This is a genomic window from Halalkalicoccus paucihalophilus, from assembly GCF_001593955.1.
Taxonomy (GTDB): Archaea; Halobacteriota; Halobacteria; order Halobacteriales; family Halalkalicoccaceae; genus Halalkalicoccus; species Halalkalicoccus paucihalophilus.
Genome location: NZ_LTAZ01000015.1, coordinates 56610 through 79193, shown reverse-complemented (window position 1 = coordinate 79193; position 22584 = coordinate 56610). Strand labels below are relative to the sequence as shown.

Here is a 22584-nt window from a genome sequence, read left to right as displayed (position 1 = left end):
TGTAGCAACTGAGCTCGCGTTCAGTACTGTACTATGAGCTTCCCTCATTCAAGCAGTCCATGATGTAGTAGGAGTGGTCGTCAGAATCGTCTGATGACCTGGCCTGCTACTGATTGAATATCAGATGAGTGGCATCGGCTTAATTGGTGGGCGGAGATATCAAGGATACACGCTGGTTATAATACATTGCTTTTCCAATACGACCTTACACAAAACCGTGCACCCCACACAAGCAGCGGTCAGAGTCCACACCTATGACAATGACGTGCACACCATGAATCTTGAAGTCGGAATCAAGTCCATTACGGATATCAACTTGTACTCAGTCACCAAGTTGGAGTGTCATCATACTGTATGGCTCGTTTTCTGGGATAATCTCTTGGCCAGTGGATCGTCGTGCCTGTCCAGTCGGTGGATCGTAGACTCCACTGATGGGATCTCAAGTGCGCGTGTTTAGAACGATCAATCGACCAGGAGGCCGATCACCATCTCAAGCGATGGCAAATACTCTGCCAGCAATCGTGCTATGATATGGCGTGATATAAAGGTAGCGTAGAGGTCTGTGTTTGGCCTTTCGAGGAACACAATTGGCTTACAGCGACTGGCCGCGTCGCACCTTGTGCAACATCGGCAGCCAATAAACGATGAGTGTTGCACAAGGTAGTTGACTAGGGTTGGATGCAGTTGCTCGTGCTTTCGAAAAGACGCCTATTGGAACGTGAATGCCTCTACAGGTACTTTCGGTAGGTGTCCGGACTCGCAGAGGCGTATTTACCGTTCTGTTCGACGAGATCGCCGCGTTCGAGTGTTGTGGCGATCGCTCGGTTGGGCGTCTCGACGGGATATATATTGTTCGCACAGAGATGAACGCGAATTTGGGCGGCACTGATCGCCTCGGATGCACTGTTGCCGGTGTTATATTCGACCGTGCGAACGACCCGGCCGATCATCTCGTCTGTGGCGTCGGTCATGTTGGTTGTACTCTTTCCACTCGATATTGTGATTAGTGGCTTTTGCAGGCTTCGTCGAGAATCGGTGGTAAAGCTTGTTCGTGGAGTGAGGTGGATTAGTAGAACCGATAGCCTGTGGGCACCTGAATAAGGAGTATCAATTGAGAAAATCTCGCAGATCGCTGTTGATGCGTACTATTACAGCTAGCTTAGACTCCTCCTGAATATCCAGGTGATGGGATGATATAGCTACTATATGTTATGTCCACCCCCGTTCTACGCAATAGCGTATTCACGCTGATTTCTGTATATACAAGGAACTAATTAACCTGTATACAACTATTATAAACGTTGAACTATTGGTTGAGAAATCTACTACTCGTAATCCGATCGCAGGAAGGATACATTGAAACTGACCAGCTGATCATATCGCGTCGATATGACGGTTGACCGGCGCATACGGGTTACTCGAATCAGCGGTCACGATCGTCGAGGCCTTGCCTAATGTCGATGAAGTCAGCGTTTCCCTTGATCACCATGTCTTCTAACAGGCGACGGACGATGTCCTTTTCCTCGGTTGTAGTTATCGATGACAGTGATTTCTCCGGGGGCTTTCTAATGGATGTTCACGTGCTCCGATTCCTTGTTGAGCGCGAGGTTCGCCGCGATCTCGGCGTTGCGCATGGCAAGCTGGGCGGTTTGCTGGAGGCTCACGAGCACTTCCCTGACCTGCAGGAGGTCCTCATTGTCCATCTCGGGGAGATCGTTCAGGATCTCCTCCTCGCGGTCCGAAATTTCCTTGAACAGCTTTCGGACCTCGATGGTCAGGTCGTAATCGCGCTCGACGGCTGCCTCGACCGCGAGCGCGGTGATCTCATCGACTTGGTCGGTGAACTCGCGGATCCGGCGCATCGTCGCGCTATCGACGGCAAGCGAGTGGTCCTCGGATTCGAGGACGATCTCGGCAATGTCTTCGGCGTTGTCGGCGGTCAGCTCAAGGTTCTTCGCGATCGAACGATAGCCGATCAGCGCGAACCCGTCGTCGAGCCCGACCGCCCGCGCGAGGGTGGGGTTCCGGTAGGCGGTGAAGATGAGGCGAAGCAAGAGAACAAAGATTTTGTTGGCCTGACGCTCGCGGTTGAGCGCGCGCTGGGCCAGATCGGGGTTGCCCATCGCGAGCGCCTTGACCGCCTCGCCGCGCATCGTGCTGCCGGTGTTTTCGAGGCGCTGTAGCAGGTTGTCGAGCGTGAAGTCCTCGGGATCGACCGAACACCGGATCGCGATGTTCTCGGGGGTCTCCTCGATCACGCCCAGCCCCATGAGTTGGGTTTCAGCCTGATAGACCGCGTTGATGTGATCCGAGGAGAGCGCTCCCTCCTCTTGGTCGATGTGGATGATCCGCCGGCCCAGCACGTACTGAGCGACGATCGCTCGCTCGACCGATCGGGCGTCGAGTTCGTCCGCGTGGATGATCGCCTCGCTCTCCCTGTGATCGGCGGATTCGGGAATCACCGTCAGCGCACCTTCGCTCCCCCGGCGTAACGTCACCTCGTTGCCCTTCTCGACGCCGTGTTCCCTTGCCCACTCGGCCGGCAGTGTCATCGCCAATGTCGACGGTCCCAGCCGCTGGACCTTTCGCGTATCCATATATCGGAATATATCTTGAAAGGCATTAATAGCCTTTATTCCATATTATATATTTTATTAAGGGTATGTAAAATTCCTAAACAAGTTAGTATTCGTATAACTGGCACCGTCTAGTCAAAGAGCGGGCAGGTCTTGGGTTTGGTATCTATGCAACTCCAAAACCGGATCACCACGGTCTTAGAACCCGCTTCAATTGAGTGTTGGAATGACGAGAACACCCTGAGTGTTCTGAGCCTCAAGGAATCTATAGTGACATCGAATCAGTTCGCAACAAATCGTCCGACTCGCGGATCGGATCGCAACCAGGATCTCGCCATCCATCCCGGACAAGATATTCACACGGTGTAAGTAGAGAGAGTATAAACCTAGTGGAGAGGATCACCCCACGTTTCCGTCGTACGGCAGGAAAGATGGAGGACAGCGGTGTGTAAGGTATCTCGAATACCGCACCCACACACCCTATGTTTCCGTCGTAATTATTATCGATAGCAGAGGGGAATTGAAGACTACGAAGACACTATTGAACGGGTGATTCCGATTGGTCGGGATCAGACGCCCGAGGACATAGGAAGATTAGCCGTCTTTTTCGCGACGAATCCGAATGTGACCGGTGAGGCGGTCAAAGTCGATGGGGGAATCACTCAAGCAGTAATCTAACCCACTCCAAGACATCTCAACGAGTGCCTCACAGACGAGAAATTGGCACCAAGATAGCCGTCGACTGATGCGTGAGACCCTCGCATTAAGCGGTCAGCTCCTCACAGGCATCGATTGACCTTGTCGGCGTCTATACGCTCAGTACTCTTCAACAATGGCGTGCCCTTCTTCGGTCAGCGTGTAGAGTGTCGCTGGAATCCCGGTCTCATATTCGCTAACGTACTGGGTTCCGACAGGTGTGATGAGATTCCACGAGTCAAGAATCGAGAGCTGATAGTGCTTACTTCCGTCTGGGATCTCGGCATGGTCTCGGATTTCGCTTGAGCGCAGTTCCTCGTGCTCAGCAAGGACTTCGAGAATCCGATAGCGATCGTCTGTCAGCGCAGCCTGAAGTTCTTCATCGGTTGTCGGCTTTTGCATACTGATCTACTTAGAGACGGTGTAGTTCGATTCTAGTCAGCTACTGCAGATACGGGACGGCGATATAATTAATATTTCCCCTTTAATCGTGTATGTAGTCAGGTACTCAAGTAAAAGTGAAGCGGACAGCGATTCAACTATCACTATCAGGAGATTTTGTTTGACGAAGTACAGCATCTCTGAGACTAGTCCTGCTTCTTATCATCGGCGCTGCAAGAAGCTAGCCAGTCCAGTGAGTGGTGGAAACCGTCGATTTAACAGGACAACCAATGGAGCCAGAGTGAGAGTGGTTGGTTGAGCTTAGTACTGCTCGCGGTGGAGGACATCGCTGACATCGCGTCGGGGGAGACGATCGGGCTCGTCGCCACCGCTCGGACCAACTGCGATGAGCATGACTGGTATCTTGTCCTCAGGGAGTCCAAGAAACTCAGCGAGACCGTCGGCATCGAACCCAATCATGGGTGTGGCCGTGAGTCCACGAGCGTGTGCAGAGAGCAGAAGGTTTTCAGCGGCTAAGCTCGCATTGCGGATCCCGTAGTCACGGCCCATACGGTCGTCGGCGTACATTCCGACGGTCTGGTCTTTGGTCTGGTTGGCTGCCTCTTCGTCCATGCGCCCAGCCTCAAACCACTCATTGAACACCTGATCTGCTGTCTCAGGTGCAGTATGGCCCACGACGAGAATAGCTGTCCCTGCTTCTCGGATGTGCTCTTGGCCATAGGCAAGCTCAACAACCTCATCGATTCGGTCGGCTTCCTGAACAGCAACAAATTCCCATGGTTGAAGATTATACGAAGAGGGAGCGAGCGTGGCATCCCTAATTAATTCCTCAAGTGTCTGCTCATCAAGATCCGTATCGGAGTCAAAATTGTGCCCTGATCGTCGCGTCCGGATGGCTTCGAGTGCCGCTGGGAACGTTGCGTCAGCTGCACTATTTCGTTGATCATTATCAGTACTACCTTCGTCAGTTTCGGTCTGAGATTGCACTCTATTCGATACTTCGACTCTATGGGGATATATGCTCGCTAACACTCTCGACACGTGGTTACACTGGTGTTACGAGAGGATGGAATTCTTCGGCTATCCAGATCGTGAAGCCAGCATCCTTTCTAGCTGACTCAGTGAGCAGCTTGCCGGGATGATTTTGATCCGGCGCTTGATGCTGGTTTTCGATCACGACGGAGCAACCGGTGCTCATTACAATGTCGACGATATCGGTAGAGGGACTGCCGACCGCTTCCTCACGAGAAACGTCTTCCAGGACAATTTTAGGCACAAACAGGATGTTATGACATAATGCGTGTGAAAAACTACCCTCCGTGGATGGAGAAATGCCAGTAGCTAATCGGCACGCAAGTCATCAAGCTTGGCGGCTGCGGCGCCTGAGTCGATTGCTGTGCGGGCTTGAGCGACACCTGCTTCCAACGAGTCAGTGAGACCAGCGACGTATATCGTCGCCCCCGCGTTTGCGAGGATCACTTCTTGTTTCGCGCCCGTCTCGGCACACGTGTCGGTGTGTTTGAGCCCGAGTCGTTGTCTGAGCTGTCCGATCCAATTCCGCTGGCAACACGTGTTCCGTACGGACTGCGGTATACGGACCTCGAATCGTTCCGGACAGCCGAGACGACATTCTGTGAGCTGGCCGTTCTTTCGTTGAACGAGTTGGTTGGATTCGGGTCGTAGATTATTTGGCCGTGTTGGACCTCTTAAGCGGTGATAGGTTTCAGAAGTCGTGCTGAATACCGAGCGTGCCTCTATCACCGGGCGTGATTAACTGAGAGACGCCCTTACGAAGGAAGGATGAAACGGAAACAGAGAAAATTCGGGCGTGTAGCCTCGTATCGTTCTGGATCCGCTTGGCGATACTCTTCTGTCGGTGTCGGTTCTAGAATTCGATCGAGACGGAATCCCGCGTTGAGTGCGGGGGTTATCATTGTTGAAAGGGGTCGGCGGTACGCTGGAACCTCCACCTCTTCTCCGAATGAATCCCACACCGCGGAGACTCGCTCTCTCTTGTGATAGTTCTGCGCGTCGTCATACTCCTCGAAATCAGCATGCGGATGCTGAACCGAGAACACCACCCACCCTCCAGGCTGAAGAACGTCACGAAGGTTTCGGAACAATCGCTCCCACTCTCTGACGTAGTGAAACGCCAACGAACTAACGACACCGTCGAAGACGTCGGTATCGAACTGGAGATCACTACGGAGGTCAGATTGGAGAAAGTCGGCGTTAGGGGCCCGGTCTCGCGCATATGTGAGCATCTCGTGACTCACGTCAAGCCCAACAAGGGTTGCTCCACGATCAGTGAGTTCACGGGCGAGGTGACCCGCTCCACACCCGGCGTCGAGAATGCGGTTTTTCGTTACATCCGGAAGCAATGAGAGGGTTGCTGGGCGTTCTAGATAGGCGTTTGCAGGTTTCGTGCCGTCCTTTCGGTTGTATCCAGCTGCAAGCTTCTCGTACGCTTAGTGGGCTGTCGCATGATCCCCCGTTTCAGGCACTGGGGTGTCAAAGACGGGATGGTCACATAACTTCATCTTTCAACGCTTTCTGTGGTGGCTGCAGCCCCCGTATTTCGCACGCACTGTCCGCCAGTTGTTGCATCCCTTTTCTCTATGTGGCACCCCATTCCTGACACAGTCTGAGAATTCCAACAGAGCTACTGATTGTACCATCTGTGCCTGTGCGACGGACTCCCCTCTCTTGACGTGGTCAGCCTTGTGCAACGGTAACCGGATCACAACAGCGAGTGTTGCGCAAGTCAATTACGGGTGAGGTACTCGGACCGCTCCACGACGACTGTCAAGCGCATACACCGTGAACGGGCACAAGTACTGCCGGATAGGCCAGCACGGCCGTCCATCTGCGGACACCCAAAATCTCGTCAATGAGGCGCAGGAATACGATCCGTCGATTGCTGTGTGAGACCCTCTAAGCGGCATAACTGGCCACCTCTCTGGGATCGACGCAAATCTACTCAAGAGACATTCTCGGAAACACAGGTTCGACATAGCGGAACAATTAGAGTATCTCGGCGATCGCTGACCGACCCAAGATCTATTCGGAACTTTCGGAAGGAGCCCAGTACCGTTTATTACCCTTCATTTGCAACCCATTCTGCAATGTGATCACGGACGCTCGAGTGTTTCAAGATACGTTCGTTCCTGAGGAGGTCGTCCACCGCAACACGGAGCTTACACACCTCTCCGGGGTTCTTGCGCCGGTCCTGCGCGGCGAGCCTGCTGAAACAGCTGCTATTTTCGGCCCCACCGGTGTCGGGAAAACCTGTTGTGCTCGCTACGCCGTCGAACAGCTCTGTGAGAACTCGTTCAATGTCCGGACTCAGTACGTCAACTGCTGGCAGGACTACAACCGCTATCGCGTGCTCTATCGCCTTCTCGAAGGGCTCGATCGAACGTTCGACATTCATCGGCAATCAACGCCCCGTGACGTTCTCTATGATCGCATTCGCGAGGCAAACGAGGATCCCTATGTCGTCGTCCTTGATGAGGTCGACCAACTCGAAGAAAAAGACGTCCTCTATGATCTCTACACATTGCCTCACATCTCGCTGATTCTCATCGCAAACGACGAGCAGGAGTTCTACTCAAATCTCGGCGATCGCCTGTACAGTCGCCTCACCGGCAGCGAGCGGATCCAGTTTGATCCCTATTCTCTCGATGAGATTATCGCGATCCTCGATGCGAGAGCTAACTCGGGGCTTGCAGACGGCGTCGTTTCACCTGCGCAGCTGGAGCTGATTGCTGATCGAGCCGCTGGGGACGCTCGCGTTGCGATAGGGATTCTTCGAACGGCCGCTCGCAAAGCCCACCGCGACGGTGCCGAGTCGCTTACCGCCGAGCTCATCGAAGCGGCCGTTCCCGACACGCGCTCGGAGCTTCGACAGAAGACGATTGAGCAACTTTCACACGATCAGCAGGTCCTCTACAAGATTATCGAAGAGCACGGTGAGATCACACCGGGAACGCTCTACGAGGAGTACGAGCAACGCTGTGACGATCCAAAATCCAGACGGAGTGTTCGGAACTACCTCGGGAAGATGGAACATTACCATCTGATCGACGCCGAAGGCGAAAAGCGAGCCCGGGTCTACCGACTTTCGGAAAGTGCTTTCGGAGCCCGAAATTCCTAAACCGAAAATCGACAGGCTGCGGTGGGGTCAGACGAACGCACAGTCTCCTTTCGGCAGTATTGGTACTGACACGCCGTCACTTATTCCAGTTGTAATACATTAGCTCACCATGGAATCCAATCGATCGAACCGTATCCCGGAGTTACCATCGCTGTCGGACGGGGTCTATCTGCTCGAAATCGAGTCTGTTCGCGGTCCATTACACACGCTCGTACTGGATCACATCCTCACGACTCGTGGGCCTGCCTACTGGATCGATACACACGGCCACGCGACGACCCAACCGCTCGCGCGACTCGCACCGGACCCACACGTACTCGATCGTATTTGCGTTGCTCGTGGGTTCACTGCCTTTCAGCACTACGCTCTTACCGAGACCCTTTCGACGGTGGTTAATAGCACTGCTTCTCTCATTGTCTGTCCAGCGATCGACGGCCTGTATCGCGCCGACGGACTTCGAGAGGACGACCGTCAGGCGATGCTCGTCCGGGCTCTCGCGATGCTTTCGGCGGTGGCTCGGGAGTACGACCTTTCGGTGATGCTCACCCGAACTCGGGAGGATACGTTCTCTGAGCCCGTGGCTAACGCTGCCGGCGATCTCATCAAGTGTGAGCAGACACGGCTGGGTCCGCGATTCTATAGTGGCGGATTCGAGACACTCGTTTACCCACTCGGAAACGGACAGCTTCAGACGACGCTTGCCTTCTGGATGCGGATATTGGAGGCCCGACAGCCGGTCTATGATGCCGCGCAGGTCGGCCCGCAGTCTTCGGAGGTGCCTGCCAATGGGTCGTACTAACCCGACCTATCGCGACGTTCTGCGAGCGCTCGACAACCAGTGGTCAGACTATCGCCGAGGACTTCGCCGGGAGGATCAACAGCGCTTCGATCAGCTCTTTGCGTATATCCGTGCCCACGCCGATGCAAGCGGCTATCTGAATCATACGGAGCCGTTCTACCCTGCGCTGGTATCGATCGATCTCGAACAGGAAGCACGGTTCGACGAGCTCGAAAGTCGGCTTGCGCAAGTAGAGAATGAGATCGCTTCAATCGAGGGCGAGGAGTGACCAACGAGATGGTCTATAAGATCGACTTTCTCAAGGACGTCTATGAGTGGTCGATCACTCCCGGCGGTGCCGAGTACGAGCGAGTGACCGACTACACGCCGACAATCTATGCGACGTACGATGGGCGGACCGAGGACGGTCTTTCTAACATTCGAGAGCGCCTCGAGTATTATCCGACAGTCGTCTCGATGGTGATCGAGCAGTGGCGACGGGGCTTTCGCCATGAGCACGAACCCGTCCTTCGGATCGATGTTCGAGGGCTTGCTGATGTCCCCTCGCTTGCCTCCCGGATTCGTCGGCTCAGCGAACCTGGTGAGTACAAACTCTACAACGTGGATCTCTCCCGGGAATTTCGCTACTGCTTGGAGCGCGGCCGTGATCCCACACCAACTCGTGTTCCAGTGACGCTTGCGATCGATGTTGCACCACCCGAACTCGTGAATCCGCCGCTCACTGAGCTTACGCTCGATGACGAGACAGTAACAGGTTCACCGGAGGCGATACTACACGCGATTCAGCGACGACTCGGGCAAGTTGACCCGGACGTGCTGGTCTTCTCCTCGGGTGAGATCCTTCCAACACTCTCCGAGATGGCCGACCAGCACGAGGTCGACCTCCGACTTGGACGGCGTCCGGGCTGGGAGCAACTCGCTGAGCGTTCGACCTACGAGAGTTATGGAAGCGTTGGGCACTCTCCAGCCCGGTATAACGTTCCAGGACGGGTGATTATCGATCGTTCGAACACGTTTTTTCACTTCCAATCGGGGTTGGATGGCTGTCTGGATATGGTCGAGCGGTCAGGGAAACCATTGCAGGAACTCGGGTGGGCATCGATCGGCAACGTCCTGACGGCGATTCAGATTCGTGAAGCCCGCGATCGGGGGGTACTGGTGCCATGGAATTCGTGGCGCCACGAGTTTTTCAAGCCATTATCGACGCTCCACGATGCTGACCGGGGCGGGTACACGTTTTCTCCGGAGGTCGGCTTTCACGAAGACGTCCACGAGCTCGATTTTTCCTCGTTGTACCCGAACATCATCTGCCAGTTCAACATTAGTCCCGAGATGATTCGCTGTGACTGTCATGCCGATCGCGCGGACGTACCAGGTTTGGGATATTCAATCTGTGATGAGCGTGGGGATCTCCCCGACGTGCTACAGCCGTTGATCGACGCTCGTGATACGATGAAACAGGAGATTCGAGAGAGTGACGATGAGGAACGAGTCGCAGTTCTGAAGTCACGTGCGGACGCGATCAAGTGGATTCTGGTGAGCTGCTTTGGCTATCAGGGGTTCAGTAATGCGAAGTTCGGTCGCATCGAGTGTCACGAGGCGATCAACGCCTATGCTCGCGAGATCCTGCTCGATACAAAGGAGACGTTCGAGGCAAACGGGTGGCATCTTCTGCATGGAATCGTCGATAGTCTCTGGGTGACCGCAATCGAGGGCGAGGATCAGACACCGCTTTCAGAGCTTGCGGCGGTGATTTCTGATCGCGTTGGGATTCGACTCGAGTACGAAGCGGCCTTCGAGTGGCTTGCGCTTGTTCCTCTACGTGACAGTGACGAGGGGGCGCTCACGAAGTATTTCGGGAAAGTCGCGTCTGAAGCGGGCGACGAGCCCGAGTACAAGTATCGAGGGGTCGAGTGTCGCCAGCGATCAACGCCCGACTGGATCACGAACGCTCAACAAGAGCTCATTGAAACGCTCGATCAGTCTCGCTCGCCAGAAGCGGTCTGTGCTCGCCTTCAACGGCAGCTTGCGGAACTTCATGCTGGACGGGTCGATCCACAAGCACTCGCGATCGATAATCGTGCGTCGAAGCACACCGAGGAGTACACCCGGGCCACGCGAACGGTTGCTGCGTTGCAGCGCGCACAAGATGAGGGGCTCGATCCACAACCTGGACAGAACGTCTCGTATGTGGTAGTCGACGATTCGAAGTGTTCTCGGGATCGGGTTCAACTTGCCCATGAATCGCCCCAACAGTATGACGTGGAGTTTTACGCGGATCTATTGTGTCGCGCTGCCGAAAGCGTCTGCTCGCCACTTGGGTGGCAGCGGAGCGATATCGAGACGTATCTATCCGACCATCAGGACAGTTCGTTGGCAGCGTTTCAGAACTGAGAGTTGTTGCGTAAGTGAGCGTATTGCTACCGCTTTGTGTGCTGTATGAGTGGAGACCACTTGATCGATACAGTCGCCAATGAACAACGTTGCAAATCACTCTTCCGTTGCGCAAGGATTATGCTGTTCTACCTCTAGTCTATAGGTGCATACAGATCGGGGCTCCCGAGCTTAGGGAGACCCGCCGATAACACCGAGGAGAGTTATCGCTGTCGCTACGGATACGAGCGCTCCTGTCAGTAGATACAGCGCCTTTGATCCGAGGACGATTCGTTCGAGCTGTTCTCGACGTCCGCATTCACACGATGTGAGCGGACTGTTCGTTTCGGTTGCGTTTTCTGCGGCCATAGTTGTAACTCGTGCCGGCAGAATCCCGTGCATACAGATCGGGGCTCCAACCGGCATTAATTCTCATAACGCTCCATGAACATAAAACCAAGGATTTTAGGGTTTAGAGGGGCTTAAACGGCTTTTTTCGGAATTCCGATACCGATGCCAATACCAATATTTGGACTGGCTATCCGATGAGAAAGGCTACTCATTTACTGGCCTCTCAGAGGCGATTCTACATCAGCTCGTTGAGCGGCCGTATGACAAGGCCTTGAACGGTACGACAACTACTGGTATCATTTCACGCGGTAGGTCGAGCCAGTAGTACAGTGGTCGAACACCACCGATAGGGGAACTCGTCCGGCGACTACGGTACCTTCGAGACCGGTCATACACCTTGTAGCCGCACCGAGGATTGTCAATCCGTCCGGAATGATGGAAGTCGTTGGTTCAGATGGGATAATCGTGGCGTGCTGATATGAGAGATATTGGTGGTGCTACGAGACGAGGTAGACGCCACCGATACAGGTAGCAACTGCTACTACTGCCCCTATACCAAAGTTGGCATACAACACGGCGGCTACGCTGCCAACAGCCACCATTACGGTGAGTGCTGAGGGCTGTCGAGCGATACGTTCGCGCTGGCGTCGTTGTTCGTGTTCCAGTTCGGCTTGTGTCCGAGGTCGTTGCATTGGATTTCGGAGTGCTGCTCGAGTACGACAGAGAGATGTCTCTCCGGGTCCCGAGCGCTTGCTGTAGTCAGATACCGACCGCCCAAAAGACGCGAGCAACCACGGACAGCATGCCAGCACCGTCTCGATAGTGCTGACTGCGTTATGGCCGTTAGAATACGCGCCAGCCGCTTCCCACTATCGGGTAGCGGGGAGAGAGTGGCGCGATGAACCGTCGAAAACGCGGCCGGATGATGCGTGCATTGATGAAATCAACGCGTGAATCCGGCCGTCGGGGAGTGCTCGACCGTGACCGGACCTAACGTTGATTGGAGAACGTGATTGGTCCGAGCATGGTCATATATCCGCTCGCGACTGTGTAGTCAATGGTTATAAAACTATTTTGAGATGAGATAGTACTAGCCAGGAGTCGCCGAGAGATCAACTTTCCTAGTAGGAATACTAGCATTCATCTACCCACAAAGAACTAATACGCTCCGTTCGTCTGTAGAAGTGAAATGGCCACTTCCCAAGTCGTCTGCTGGCGCTGGCGTGCCTTCCGGGAAGTGGATAGTATCGCAGTATAGGGTCACCCGAGCTTCACTCAGGGGATTCGACTCCGGTGCTCACTCGCTTTCCTGATTGCATCGCTTCCAGAGTGACGACACCACCCACTACTAATGCCAGCAAACCCAGACGACTTCACCGTTACACCATACGCCGTCGAAGGCGAGATCGACTACGACCGCCTGCTTGAACAGTTTGGCGCTGACCGACTGACCGACGCGCAGATTGCCCGATTCCCGGAGCCCGTTCACCCGCTTGTCCGCCGAAAGGTGTTCTACGCACAGCGGGACGTCGAACCGTTTCTCGAGGCCGCAACCAGCGGGCAGACCCACTCTATCGTGACGGGGCGTGGTCCGTCAGGATCGATGCACATCGGCCATATCGCCCCGTTTTACTTCGCAAAATATCTCCAAGATCAGACCGGGGCGCTCGTCTATATCCCGCTGTCCGACGACGAGAAATACTTCGCGAAGGACAAGTCGATAGCCGAGATCAGCACATATACTCGGGAGAACCTGCGTGAGATACTGGCTATCGGGTTCGATCCGAATCGGACACGCATTATCATCGACACGACGGATGCGGACGTTATCTATCCACTTGCAGCGGCATTCGCGACCGAAGTAACCCAATCAACAGTGGATGCAACCTATGGGACCCCAGAGAACATCGGGCTCTCGTTTTATCCGGCGATACAAGCAACGCACCTCCTCTTACCGCAGCTGGTCGAGGGGCCACATTCGACACTGGTACCGATTGCAGTCGATCAAGACCCGCATGTCCGTCTCTGTCGGGATATTGCAGCAAAACAGCGGTATGACGTTATGAAGCCGGGAGCATTGCTCTCGAAGTTCCTGCCGAGTCTTGAAGGCCCTGGGAAAATGAGTTCCTCGAGTGACACACCGAGCATCCTGCTTTCGGATGACCGTGAAACGGTCCGTGAGAAGGTTCGGACATATGCGTACTCCGGTGGCCAATCGAGTGTAGAAGCCCACCGAGAGCATGGTGGGAACCCCGAGGTTGACGTTTCCTATCAGTTCCTGTACTACTTCTTTGAGGAGAGCGACGAGCGAGTTGAGCAACTTGCGCGAGAGTACCGCGATGGAGCATTGTTGAGCGGTAAGCTCAAAGAGATCGCAGCGACGAAAATAGCCGATTTTCTTGAAGGCCATCAGAAGCGACGCGCTGCACTCGGTTCACTAGATGAGGAGTTACGCCCCTATCGGATTACTGCGAACGAGCGCCAAATAGCGCGTCAACGAGTGGGCTACTCTGATGGTTTGCTGATCTAAGCAGAGGTTCCTCCCCACTGTTTTGAGTCTAAGCTTGATAGGGATCAGCACCGATGATTGGACCCCCCATTTCGTACAACCGCGATTTGCCGATGCATATCTTTTTGCACTGGAGGATAGAACGTCACGACAAGAGGAACGACGCTCAATGGCACTGGACTATATCAGCGAGGATGTGAAACGCCTCCGAAAGAGCGAGAGCGAAGCTCAGGTAACACTTCTCCTCGGTGTAGATGGCGACCGAGAGGCTCTCGTTGACCGTATTGAGCAAATCGGTGGCCTCGTTGATGCCAGACTCGGACGCGCAACACTCCGTGTTTCAGCGCCTGAAAACCTCACCGACGAACTCTGTGAACTCGAGGACCTCAAATCGATTGAGGTGGATCACGAGGATGTCCAAACTCTTGGAAGTGACTCGCCGGGAAACGATCGATCCCTCCCGCTTTTGACTCGCTAGCCGAGTTACATCAGTTCGTCTGTGATTCCCATCTCCGCTCATTAAACGCGCGTCAGTCCGACTCGCGAGGCGAATTCATCAACGTCGGCGTTGTTGATTCCGTCCTTCACCCACCAGTAGAACTTGAGGATGCCTACGAAATTAACCGCAAGGAGAACTATATCTACACTACTGAACCAACCACCCAGCATGGAACTGACGTTCTTGAACTGATCGGCTATACCGCCCCAAATGCAGTCTACAGTTTGTATCGCGTTATTGCGGAGACGAACACCGCACGGCGAGGTGACTTTGTTGCTGCGATCGGGGATGCAAGTACACACAATATTGATCTTCTCAACTTATCCGTTGGTGTCTGGCACACGGAAGAAGAGAACCACGACTGTGGTGGTCACTGCCGCATTGCTGATGAGGTTCGATTAGCGACCGAAAATGGAATGACGATCATTGCGGCGACTGGTAATCAAAGTAAAACCGAAGAAAAAGCAACTCACTGTCCGGCACTGCTTGAGGAAACAATCGGCGTTGGTGGGTTCGTTTCCCTTTGTACAGCAGAGCTCAACCGTTCTCCCGATAGCAGACAGTATTGGATCGAAGGTAGAGGCATCCAGGGACCGTTCTGCGGTCAGCGAGACTGTTATACGGGAAATTCGTGCAGTGAGTATCAACTCGAAAAGCCTTGGCCTGGCAACGTTGCATTTGAACCAGTCGAGCCAGATGTGCTCGCTCCAGTAATTCGAGTGAATGATTCCGAGGATGATCCCTTGTTTAAAAGTGGAACGAGTTTTGGAACGCCATTCGTGACGGGATTAGTTGCTGTATTACTCTCTGAATCACTCACGCAGGGGTCATTACCAACTCCTGGAGAAATCAAGAAGGCAGTTATCCACGGCGGTAGCAGTATCGACGTTGGTGAGGTCCCGAAATTCAATGCCGATGGGACATGGCAACTCTTGAAAAACCAGTTATAATCCTATTTGAGGTCGTTCTGCTATTTTCGGTGTGAATTGCTTACGGCGACTGTCGGAGTAGGTGCCTTGTGCAATATCGGTAGCCAATAAACGGTAATTGTTGCACAAGGCGAGCGACTAACAAGCGCAATCGTTGCATAAGAGAGAATCACAGAGAGATCTGCGAATATTGACTATCTATAATAACTATACCAAGGAGGCTATAAATTCCGGTCAACCTAAGTCAGCGGCAGTTAACCTACAGAACGACTATGATTGAGTTTGCGACACTCGCTACGTTCGTCCCTGGCGTCCTTGCAATCATCGTCGCACCTGGCCCTGACACGGTCTATACCGTCACCCAATCGCTCAAAAGTGGGCGCTCAGCGGGACTCATTACAGGATTTGGGACGGCCACAGGAGTGTTAGTCCACACGACTGCAGCGATACTCGGTCTGGCAGCACTCCTGCGAACGAGCGCACTCGCCTACCTGGTCGTAAAATACGTCGGTGCCGCGTATCTGCTCTATCTCGGTGTCCAGATGTTCCGGAGTGACGACCAGTTCGATCTCCAAACCGACCTCGCTCGTAGAGTCCTATCGAAAGGCGGTCGTCATCAACGTCTCTAATCCGAAGGTTGCGGTATTCGTTCTCGCGTTCTTCCCGCAGTTCGTTCCAGCAACCGCGAACGCCTCACTCCAGATGTCACTCCTCGGGCTCCTCTATGCAGGCCTGAGCGTCTGTTATCTCGGCGTCGTCGCACTCTTCGCTAGCCGAGTTCGACACCAGCTCCTTCACTCGGCGGCAACTCGCAGAGTGATTCAGTATCTGAGTGGGAGTGTCCTCATTGGATTCGGACTAAAACTCGCAGTTGAGAAACGGCCCACTGCCTAACGTACGCATTGTCGCTCTCGGTTCTTCAGGTACGATCAACGGGTGTGAATTAGCCGCTGATACATATACAGTTCACAACTGGAACCATCGCTTGGGAGCAGGTAACGCCGTTTTCTCACGTCGCTTCGCTCCATTCCGAAACGGGGATTCCTCGCTCACTTGCGACAGTAGTCATACCGCACGCACGGGATGGCCGCCTGTCGAGTAGTAAAGAAACAGAGTAGCGGGGGGAGCTACAATGCATCACAGTAGGACGCCCTCTGGAGCCACGAACCTACTACGGTAAAATACGTCGAGGGCGTCCAATCTCCTCTCTGCCTGAATGCTCGGTACAGGTTCTGTACATACCATCTCCAGTAGTGACGCGGCGCCTAAATCGGATCGTCTGGATCGTGTACGTTCGCCATCCGCGTCGCCTCAGTAGCGTACTGATTTTGCAACGTTTCATCGTTGACTGGGTCAAGATCGTCTGGGTCAACCTCAACCGCAGCGGTTGTCAGACGCGTTTCGGAGATGCCCGTAATGGCATGCTCCTTCATCGTGTACCGTTGACCGTCAGTTGTCGCATACACCAGGACAATGAGGTTCGACTTGTCTTCAGCAAACATCCGTTCAACCAACCAGACTTGAACTGGGGCTGCATTCTCCGTCATAGCTGATTAGACGGGTGATACGAGGTTAGTTGTTCGCATCTAGTACCTGGACACGCTTCTGACCGGTGGATCGATTAGTACGTAGGTTCTCTTTCGGGTAAATCAGGATTGACAACATGAAATAAAGCTTGTCGCCATACAGCATACATCCTCTGAATCGGTCACGACGTTCTTGACTGAACCCGAGTGGTTTGGATCACCCGTGCTGCATACTCAGCGCGTATTTTGCACGGCTAACAGGGTGATTGGACTGTAGCTACACCCCCTGACGTTAACCCATGGTGGTAATTAATTGTCGACTTTTGATATGAATAAGCGGATCGCGGCCACTTTACTCGGCTTCCGGAAACTCCACCAGTCGGGCCAGATTCTCTAGGCTCATTCCCCATCCCGTGGCGGCATCCTCTTCTGGAATCGGCTTCGGGATACCCTCCTGACGCACGGTCACCGTGGTACTATCTTCAACCTCTTCGAGGGTGATAGTCACGGTCATCACGCTCTGCATCTCGGGCGTATCCGTTTCGAATTGGTCCGACTGGACGATGCGCTTGTGGGGCATCAACTCCACGTATTCACCGCCGAAGCTGTGACTCTCTTTGGTCTCCAGCGCAGTGAACGTCCCGTGGTACGTTCCGCCGATCTCGGGTTCGACGTGGTCGTACGTGGCGGTGTAGCCTGCCGGCGGCGAGAACTTCCCCAGGGCGTCGGCATCCAGAAACGCGTTGTAGATGCGCTCGGCCGGCGCATTGATCACGCGGCTAATTTCAATGCTTCCAGTCTCGGTTTCGCCTGGCTGAGTGCTCATGTCTGCTTGTCTCCTTCGACGTGTTGCGTCCGTTCATCACCGCTCAAACTGACAAGAGAGCGAAAGCCGCCAAAAGCCATGCGCTCCATGTCGAATGGCATCGATACGTCTTCTGGACCCTCCATCTCGGCCATTACGGCGGCATTGACCTCGTTGCGATGCTCTTCTGACTGGTAGACGATGAAGGCAAACACCACTGTCTCGTCCGGGCCGGCCTTAGCCATCTCCGGAAACGTCGACACCGTCTCCTCTCCCATATCCGGATTGAGTTCGTCGCCTACGCCCTCAAAATACTCAAGAGCGCCGTGGTTAATCCACATTTCCCCGGCCTCCGCGGCCATCTCTCGGTACTCGTCTACGTTGTCATTCGGAATCGGGAGCACGAAGCCATCGACATAGGGCTGCATAACGTAGAGTATAGGACATGCTGGGAGATGAAGTTATCGCGAGACTCAACCCAGTCGTCTGGTAGACACGGTTCTACGGCAGTGCCGAATAGAAGGCGCGTCTTCAGCACAAGATGTATCCTCTGTCGGTGCGGTACGTAGGATTCAGATCTATGTCGCCGAGCAAGGTATCGATCGTATCACAGTCGTAGTACCGGCAATCCTCGTGCGTTGCAGCAGTGAGTGCGCGAGCGATCAGTTGCCAATCTTCGAATAGCTATTCGTCGGGGGTTCCAGCGGGCATATGCCCTGCTGGGTCTGTCTTCTGCTATAAACTCTTGGAGGGCTGAGTTGGTCCTAACAGACATGGACAGTAATCGAATGGGAATGTCCTCATTGGTTTCGGACTGAAACTCGCAGTTGAGAAGCGGCCCACTGCCTACCACACGCGTTGTCGCGAATACGGGGGCTTATTCGTTTTCGAGTGCTGCGTAGATCTCCGCGTGGCGATGTCCATCGAGCTTCCCCATCTCGAGGGCGATCTCGCGACGTTCAGCGTCGCTCTCGGCCGCCTGATACCGCTCGTAGAGCTGGCGGACCTCATCGTCGATCGCCGGCGAGGAATCGGTGCTGGACGCCATGTTCTGTTGAAGATATTCTGTGTGTCCATTTATCAGTTGCGACGAGCGCACGCACGGAAGTAGATGACTGCAGTATCGGTGTCGACCGCGGCTTCGTCAGTTGCGAAGCGGTGCAAGAGAGCTCGGATTTCATCGCCGTAGTCGAACGTATACTCGTTGATCAAATAGAAGACGACCACCGTTCGGAGTGCTGTTCGCTTGTTCCCGTCGACGAACGGATGCTCCGCCACGAGTAACCGCATCAGCTGGACCGCTTTTGAATGGATCGTTTCGGGCACCTCGCCGAAGAATCCTTCCGAGATATACTGCACTGCGGAGGCAATCGCGTTCTCTGACCGAACGCCTGGCTCCGTGGTGTCGCCTTCTGCAATGATCTGCTCATGGAGATCAAGGATAAGGTCGACAGAGGGATACGCGAGATCGTCAGTCACGTATCCGACTTTCTCACGCCGCCCGTTAACCGTTTCTCAACCGTCGAAATCAGGTCTCGTCATCGTCGGCAGTGTGAGCTGCTCAGTCACCGATCATCGTCGGCCACGGTGTCGACCGTCGTGTCGCCATCGTAGATGTGACGTCGTCGACAACATGAGCAAATTCTCACTCTACTGTTGCCACCCGATACGATCACCGGTGGATCGCTTGTTGGCTTAGTCCAAGACGTGATCGATTTCCCTGAGCTACAGCTAGAAGATGGACGAGGCCAAGAACGAGACCCAGATGGTGGTGCAAAAGCTGTGGTGGGCGAGATCTCTCGACACGAGCTTGCTGGGGCTGTTGTGAGTGGAGATATTTGTCTCATTAGCCAGAATGCCAGTCATGCGACTGGTAACTGAGATTTGTTGGTCGTCGTAGTGAGAAAATTCAGTGTGTGCGAGCGCAAAGACCACTAGCTCTGGATGTAGCACAATGACGCCAGTAAGGTATTCCCGTCTCCTCAATAATGGTCTCACAGACACCATGAAACTCGAGTTCGACGGTGGGACACTCCTCCTCCGTGGAGCTACTAAATCAACTCCGTACGCGGAGTGGGATGACCGCGTCGATGAGTATCGCGTCCAAGCATATCGGTATCGAGCGTTGCTCGAATGGGCCGGCATATGGACTAGTACTCGCACTCGCGGAGAGGAGAGCGACAACGCCGAGCAGCGAACACTTCAACAAGGATTTGAGCAACCAATTGAGGACACCGCTCGTGGATATCACGATCTCGAGCTCACACCATCTCTCCATATCGCACCACGTGACTACCAGCAAGCTGCCCTCAACGCGTGGATCGGTCACGAACGTCGGGGCAGTGTCGTCCTTCCAACTGGGAGCGGGAAGACATTTCTCGGCCTCCAAGCAATCGCGAACGCCGGTGTCAGCACACTTATCGTAACACCAACGATCGACCTAATGAATCAATGGTATGCTACGCTCACAAACGCCTTCGGCGATCAACTCCGCGAGCCGATCGGTGTTCTCGGCGGTGGTTCACACGACGTCACTCCGATCACTGTCACCACCTACGACAGCGCCTACCGCTATATCAATGAATATGGCGACCGATTTGGCCTTCTTGTCGTCGACGAGGAACACCACCTGCCCGCTCCAACCTACCAGCAGATCCCTGAAATGACGATCGCACCGTATCGACTCGGACTTACGGCAACCTACGAACGTCCTGATGGTAAGCACGAACTCCTGGAGGACCTCATTGGGCCGGTCGTCTACCGCGAGAACGTCGACGAACTCGCCGGCGAGTACCTCAGCGAGTACGAGACGATCCACATGTCTGTCGACCTTATAGCCGACGAACGCTCGGAATACGACGAGGAATATCAAATCTATCGCGACTACGTCGACAGTCACGAGTTCGACCTCTGGAAAGAAGAGGGCTATGCGGAGTTCCTCAAGCGGACGTCCTATGATCCGCAAGGCCGGCGGGCACTCATTGCCAAGCAACGGGCCGAACGAATCGCCCGTACGGCAGCGAAGAAACTCGACACACTAGATAATCTGATCAAACGCCATCACGACGATCGCGCCATTATCTTTACTGCGAACAACGACTTCGCCTACGATGTCTCCCAGGAATTTATCATCCCTTGTATCACCCATCAGACAAAAACTGAGGAGCGTACTGAGATTCTCGACCGATTCCGCTCCGGCGAATACTCGCTACTGGTGACCTCGCAAGTTCTTGACGAGGGTATCGACGTTCCTGCAGCGAACGTCGGGATCATTCTTTCGGGGAGTGCTTCGAAACGCCAGTATGCTCAGCGACTCGGTCGCATTCTCCGACCCACGGACGATCGCCAACCGGCACGCCTCTATGAGATCATCTCAGAGAATACGATGGAGACATACGTCTCTCAACGCCGCCGTAAGGGGGTGACGAATAATGCTAACAGCTGATCTTGCACGATCGCGTACGACTGACGAAGAGGTTACACCGATGCTGATTGACCCCGACGACCAACGGTATCGAAAAACCGCTCGGGAACTTATCGTACTGTTCGAGGCTCATCTCGACGAACCGCAAGGCGATCTTGAGGATGCGATCGATGAACTGACCGTTGCGGATACCGATTACAAGATCGTTCAGGGATTGGCAAAACTCCTGAAAGACGAGTGTGAGTTCGAGATCGTCGTGCCAGTCGAACCACGTGAGATCCGTCGGCAACTGTTCGAGAGGGCCAACGCACAGTACCCAATCGTCCGCCAGCCTACCCTCGGTGAGGATACCCAGAAGCTGGAGGTGTATAGCGGGGTCGCCGATTCATTGGGTATTTCGCTCGAAGAATGCTATCGAGGGATGTACGCTGATCTCGAGGACAACAAACGCCTCGTTCGAACCGGGACGCGGACTGCCGAGCAGTACGCCAGTGATGGAGAGACAGGCATATCGTCATCAACGTCAACAACCGCACTGACCGGCAGTAGCACTGAGGAGTACGAGAAGACAGATCTCACCATCGACTGGCTGCTGACTCGGTATAACCTCGCGCTCGCTCAGGCGGTACTCTACGATGCAACGGAAATGCAAATTCGCGTGTGGGATCACTTCGGGACGGTATTCAGCTACGTGAAGCTGTTCGGGCTGATGCACCGCATCTATCCGATCGACGCCGATGGCGAACGCGTCAGAGATACTAATCAGGCTGCAGGCTACGAAGCCGTGCTCGATGGACCGGCATCGCTGTTCTCACAATCACAGAAGTACGGAATTCGAATGGCGAACTTCCTCCCGGCGCTCCCGCTCTGTGATCGGTGGGAAATGACCGCCGAGATACTCGTCGACGACACTGTCGGCGAGACGCGGCAGTTCACGCTGGATCATACTGAAGGGTTAAATTCGCATTATAGTGCCGGGAACCACTTCGATAGCGACGTCGAACGGACGCTCGCACAGAAGTGGGAGCGAGCGACGACGGAGTGGAAGTTGGTGCGAGAGGATGATGTGTTCGACCTCGGTGCAGAGGTGATGATCCCCGATTTCGCGATCGAACATCCGGATGGACGTCGGGCGATTCTCGAGGTCGTCGGGTTCTGGACGCCCGAGTACTTGGAGTCGAAGCTGGAGAAGATTCGACAGGTAGATGCGGACAACTTCGTCCTCGCTGTCTCAGAGCGACTGGATTGTTCCAGCGAGGAGTTTGGGAGCGCTGCTGATCGCGTGTTGTGGTTCAAAACCGGAATTCACGTCTACGACGTAGTTGAGTTGGCTGAGACGTACGCCAGTCAGTCTGACCCAGCAGCGACTACTGAGATGGATACCTGAAAGCTCGGACGGGGTTCCAGTATATGAACTCGGCCTTGACATCCTCCACGCGCCTAAAGGCGCGGGAACCCTCGCGCTCGGGGTCTGGCATTAGCGCCACCCCCGACGCGAGCGACTTTCTCCTATCCGTGGATACTCCGGTTCGTGCGCGT

At 54.4% G+C, this 22584-nt stretch carries 20 protein-coding genes and 2 pseudogenes; 11 read left to right on the top strand and 11 right to left on the bottom strand.

From position 1 onward, the window contains the following. Positions 1-728: 728 nt before the first annotated feature. Both HAPAU_RS17500 and HAPAU_RS17495 read right to left on the bottom strand, forming a co-directional pair. Positions 729-971, bottom strand: coding sequence for a hypothetical protein (locus HAPAU_RS17500; protein ID WP_066385314.1), 243 nt, complete (start codon positions 969-971; stop codon positions 729-731). 594 nt (positions 972-1565) lie between these two features. After that, positions 1566-2597, bottom strand: a complete 1032-nt coding sequence (locus HAPAU_RS17495; protein ID WP_066385313.1) for a phosphate signaling complex PhoU family protein — start codon at positions 2595-2597, stop codon at positions 1566-1568. Between the two features lie 498 nt (positions 2598-3095). On the opposite strand from HAPAU_RS17495, the gene HAPAU_RS20480 reads away from it, so the two are divergent. Further along, complete coding sequence (locus HAPAU_RS20480; RefSeq protein ID WP_084383877.1) at positions 3096-3254, top strand: SDR family oxidoreductase; 159 nt, start codon at positions 3096-3098, stop codon at positions 3252-3254. Between the two features lie 138 nt (positions 3255-3392). On the opposite strand, the gene HAPAU_RS17490 is transcribed toward HAPAU_RS20480, so the two are convergent. The 4 genes and pseudogenes from HAPAU_RS17490 to HAPAU_RS23125 form a co-directional block, all read right to left on the bottom strand. Next, positions 3393-3674, bottom strand: coding sequence for a hypothetical protein (locus tag HAPAU_RS17490; protein ID WP_066385311.1), 282 nt, complete (start codon positions 3672-3674; stop codon positions 3393-3395). 300 nt (positions 3675-3974) lie between these two features. Beyond that, a complete protein-coding gene (locus HAPAU_RS17485; protein ID WP_066385310.1) occupies positions 3975-4661 on the bottom strand; it encodes a nitroreductase family protein in 687 nt (228 codons plus the stop codon). Positions 4662-5015: 354 nt separating this feature from the next. Then, positions 5016-5171 (bottom strand): annotated as a pseudogene (locus tag HAPAU_RS22565) (anthranilate phosphoribosyltransferase); the annotation flags it as partial. A gap of 290 nt (positions 5172-5461) precedes the next feature. Further along, positions 5462-6055 (bottom strand): class I SAM-dependent methyltransferase, encoded by a 594-nt coding sequence (locus tag HAPAU_RS23125; protein ID WP_211263628.1) that lies wholly within the window; start codon positions 6053-6055, stop codon positions 5462-5464. 746 nt (positions 6056-6801) lie between these two features. On the opposite strand from HAPAU_RS23125, the gene HAPAU_RS17475 reads away from it, so the two are divergent. From HAPAU_RS17475 to HAPAU_RS23120, 8 genes and pseudogenes are all read left to right on the top strand, one after another. Further along, a complete protein-coding gene (locus HAPAU_RS17475; protein ID WP_066385308.1) occupies positions 6802-7830 on the top strand; it encodes a Cdc6/Cdc18 family protein in 1029 nt (342 codons plus the stop codon). A 109-nt stretch (positions 7831-7939) separates the two neighbouring features. Further along, positions 7940-8629 carry a hypothetical protein gene (locus HAPAU_RS17470; protein WP_066385307.1) on the top strand — a complete coding sequence of 230 codons (690 nt, stop codon included), beginning with the start codon at positions 7940-7942 and terminating at the stop codon, positions 8627-8629. Next, positions 8616-8897: a hypothetical protein gene (locus HAPAU_RS17465; RefSeq protein ID WP_066385304.1), complete on the top strand. Its 282-nt coding sequence runs from the start codon at positions 8616-8618 to the stop codon at positions 8895-8897. Before HAPAU_RS17470 ends, HAPAU_RS17465 begins: the two co-directional genes overlap by 14 nt. A gap of 8 nt (positions 8898-8905) precedes the next feature. After that, complete coding sequence (locus HAPAU_RS17460) at positions 8906-11023, top strand: type B DNA-directed DNA polymerase (RefSeq protein WP_066385324.1); 2118 nt, start codon at positions 8906-8908, stop codon at positions 11021-11023. A 1681-nt stretch (positions 11024-12704) separates the two neighbouring features. Then, positions 12705-13883 (top strand): tryptophan--tRNA ligase, encoded by a 1179-nt coding sequence (locus HAPAU_RS17455; RefSeq protein WP_066385303.1) that lies wholly within the window; start codon positions 12705-12707, stop codon positions 13881-13883. Positions 13884-14031: 148 nt separating this feature from the next. Next, positions 14032-14340, top strand: coding sequence for a hypothetical protein (locus HAPAU_RS20465; protein ID WP_084383875.1), 309 nt, complete (start codon positions 14032-14034; stop codon positions 14338-14340). Next, positions 14316-15311 carry a S8 family serine peptidase gene (locus HAPAU_RS20460; protein WP_084383874.1) on the top strand — a complete coding sequence of 332 codons (996 nt, stop codon included), beginning with the start codon at positions 14316-14318 and terminating at the stop codon, positions 15309-15311. Before HAPAU_RS20465 ends, HAPAU_RS20460 begins: the two co-directional genes overlap by 25 nt. Positions 15312-15562: 251 nt before the next feature. Next, a pseudogene (locus HAPAU_RS23120) lies at positions 15563-16184 on the top strand (LysE family translocator). Between the two features lie 371 nt (positions 16185-16555). Here the strand turns inward: HAPAU_RS23120 and HAPAU_RS17445 are convergent. The 5 genes from HAPAU_RS17445 to HAPAU_RS17430 all read right to left on the bottom strand — a co-directional run bounded on the left by HAPAU_RS17445 (position 16556) and on the right by HAPAU_RS17430 (position 19100). After that, the gene (locus HAPAU_RS17445) at positions 16556-16837 is read right to left on the bottom strand and encodes a hypothetical protein (protein ID WP_066385302.1); all 282 of its coding nucleotides are present in this window, start codon (positions 16835-16837) and stop codon (positions 16556-16558) included. A 331-nt stretch (positions 16838-17168) separates the two neighbouring features. Continuing rightward, positions 17169-17642, bottom strand: coding sequence for an SRPBCC domain-containing protein (locus HAPAU_RS17440; protein ID WP_066385301.1), 474 nt, complete (start codon positions 17640-17642; stop codon positions 17169-17171). Further along, the gene (locus HAPAU_RS17435; protein ID WP_066385300.1) at positions 17639-18049 is read right to left on the bottom strand and encodes a DUF1428 domain-containing protein; all 411 of its coding nucleotides are present in this window, start codon (positions 18047-18049) and stop codon (positions 17639-17641) included. Before HAPAU_RS17435 ends, HAPAU_RS17440 begins: the two co-directional genes overlap by 4 nt. 449 nt (positions 18050-18498) lie before the next feature. Continuing rightward, on the bottom strand, positions 18499-18669 hold the full coding sequence (locus HAPAU_RS21905; protein ID WP_169802687.1) for a hypothetical protein: 171 nt from the start codon (positions 18667-18669) through the stop codon (positions 18499-18501). Between the two features lie 32 nt (positions 18670-18701). After that, the gene (locus HAPAU_RS17430; protein ID WP_066385298.1) at positions 18702-19100 is read right to left on the bottom strand and encodes a type II toxin-antitoxin system death-on-curing family toxin; all 399 of its coding nucleotides are present in this window, start codon (positions 19098-19100) and stop codon (positions 18702-18704) included. A 526-nt stretch (positions 19101-19626) separates the two neighbouring features. Between HAPAU_RS17430 and HAPAU_RS17425 the strand changes: the two genes are divergently transcribed. Together HAPAU_RS17425 and HAPAU_RS17420 are read left to right on the top strand one after the other, a co-directional pair. After that, positions 19627-21066, top strand: coding sequence for a DEAD/DEAH box helicase family protein (locus tag HAPAU_RS17425; RefSeq protein WP_066385294.1), 1440 nt, complete (start codon positions 19627-19629; stop codon positions 21064-21066). Then, positions 21053-22432, top strand: coding sequence for a DUF790 family protein (locus tag HAPAU_RS17420; RefSeq protein ID WP_066385293.1), 1380 nt, complete (start codon positions 21053-21055; stop codon positions 22430-22432). Before HAPAU_RS17425 ends, HAPAU_RS17420 begins: the two co-directional genes overlap by 14 nt. Positions 22433-22584 lie beyond the last annotated feature (152 nt).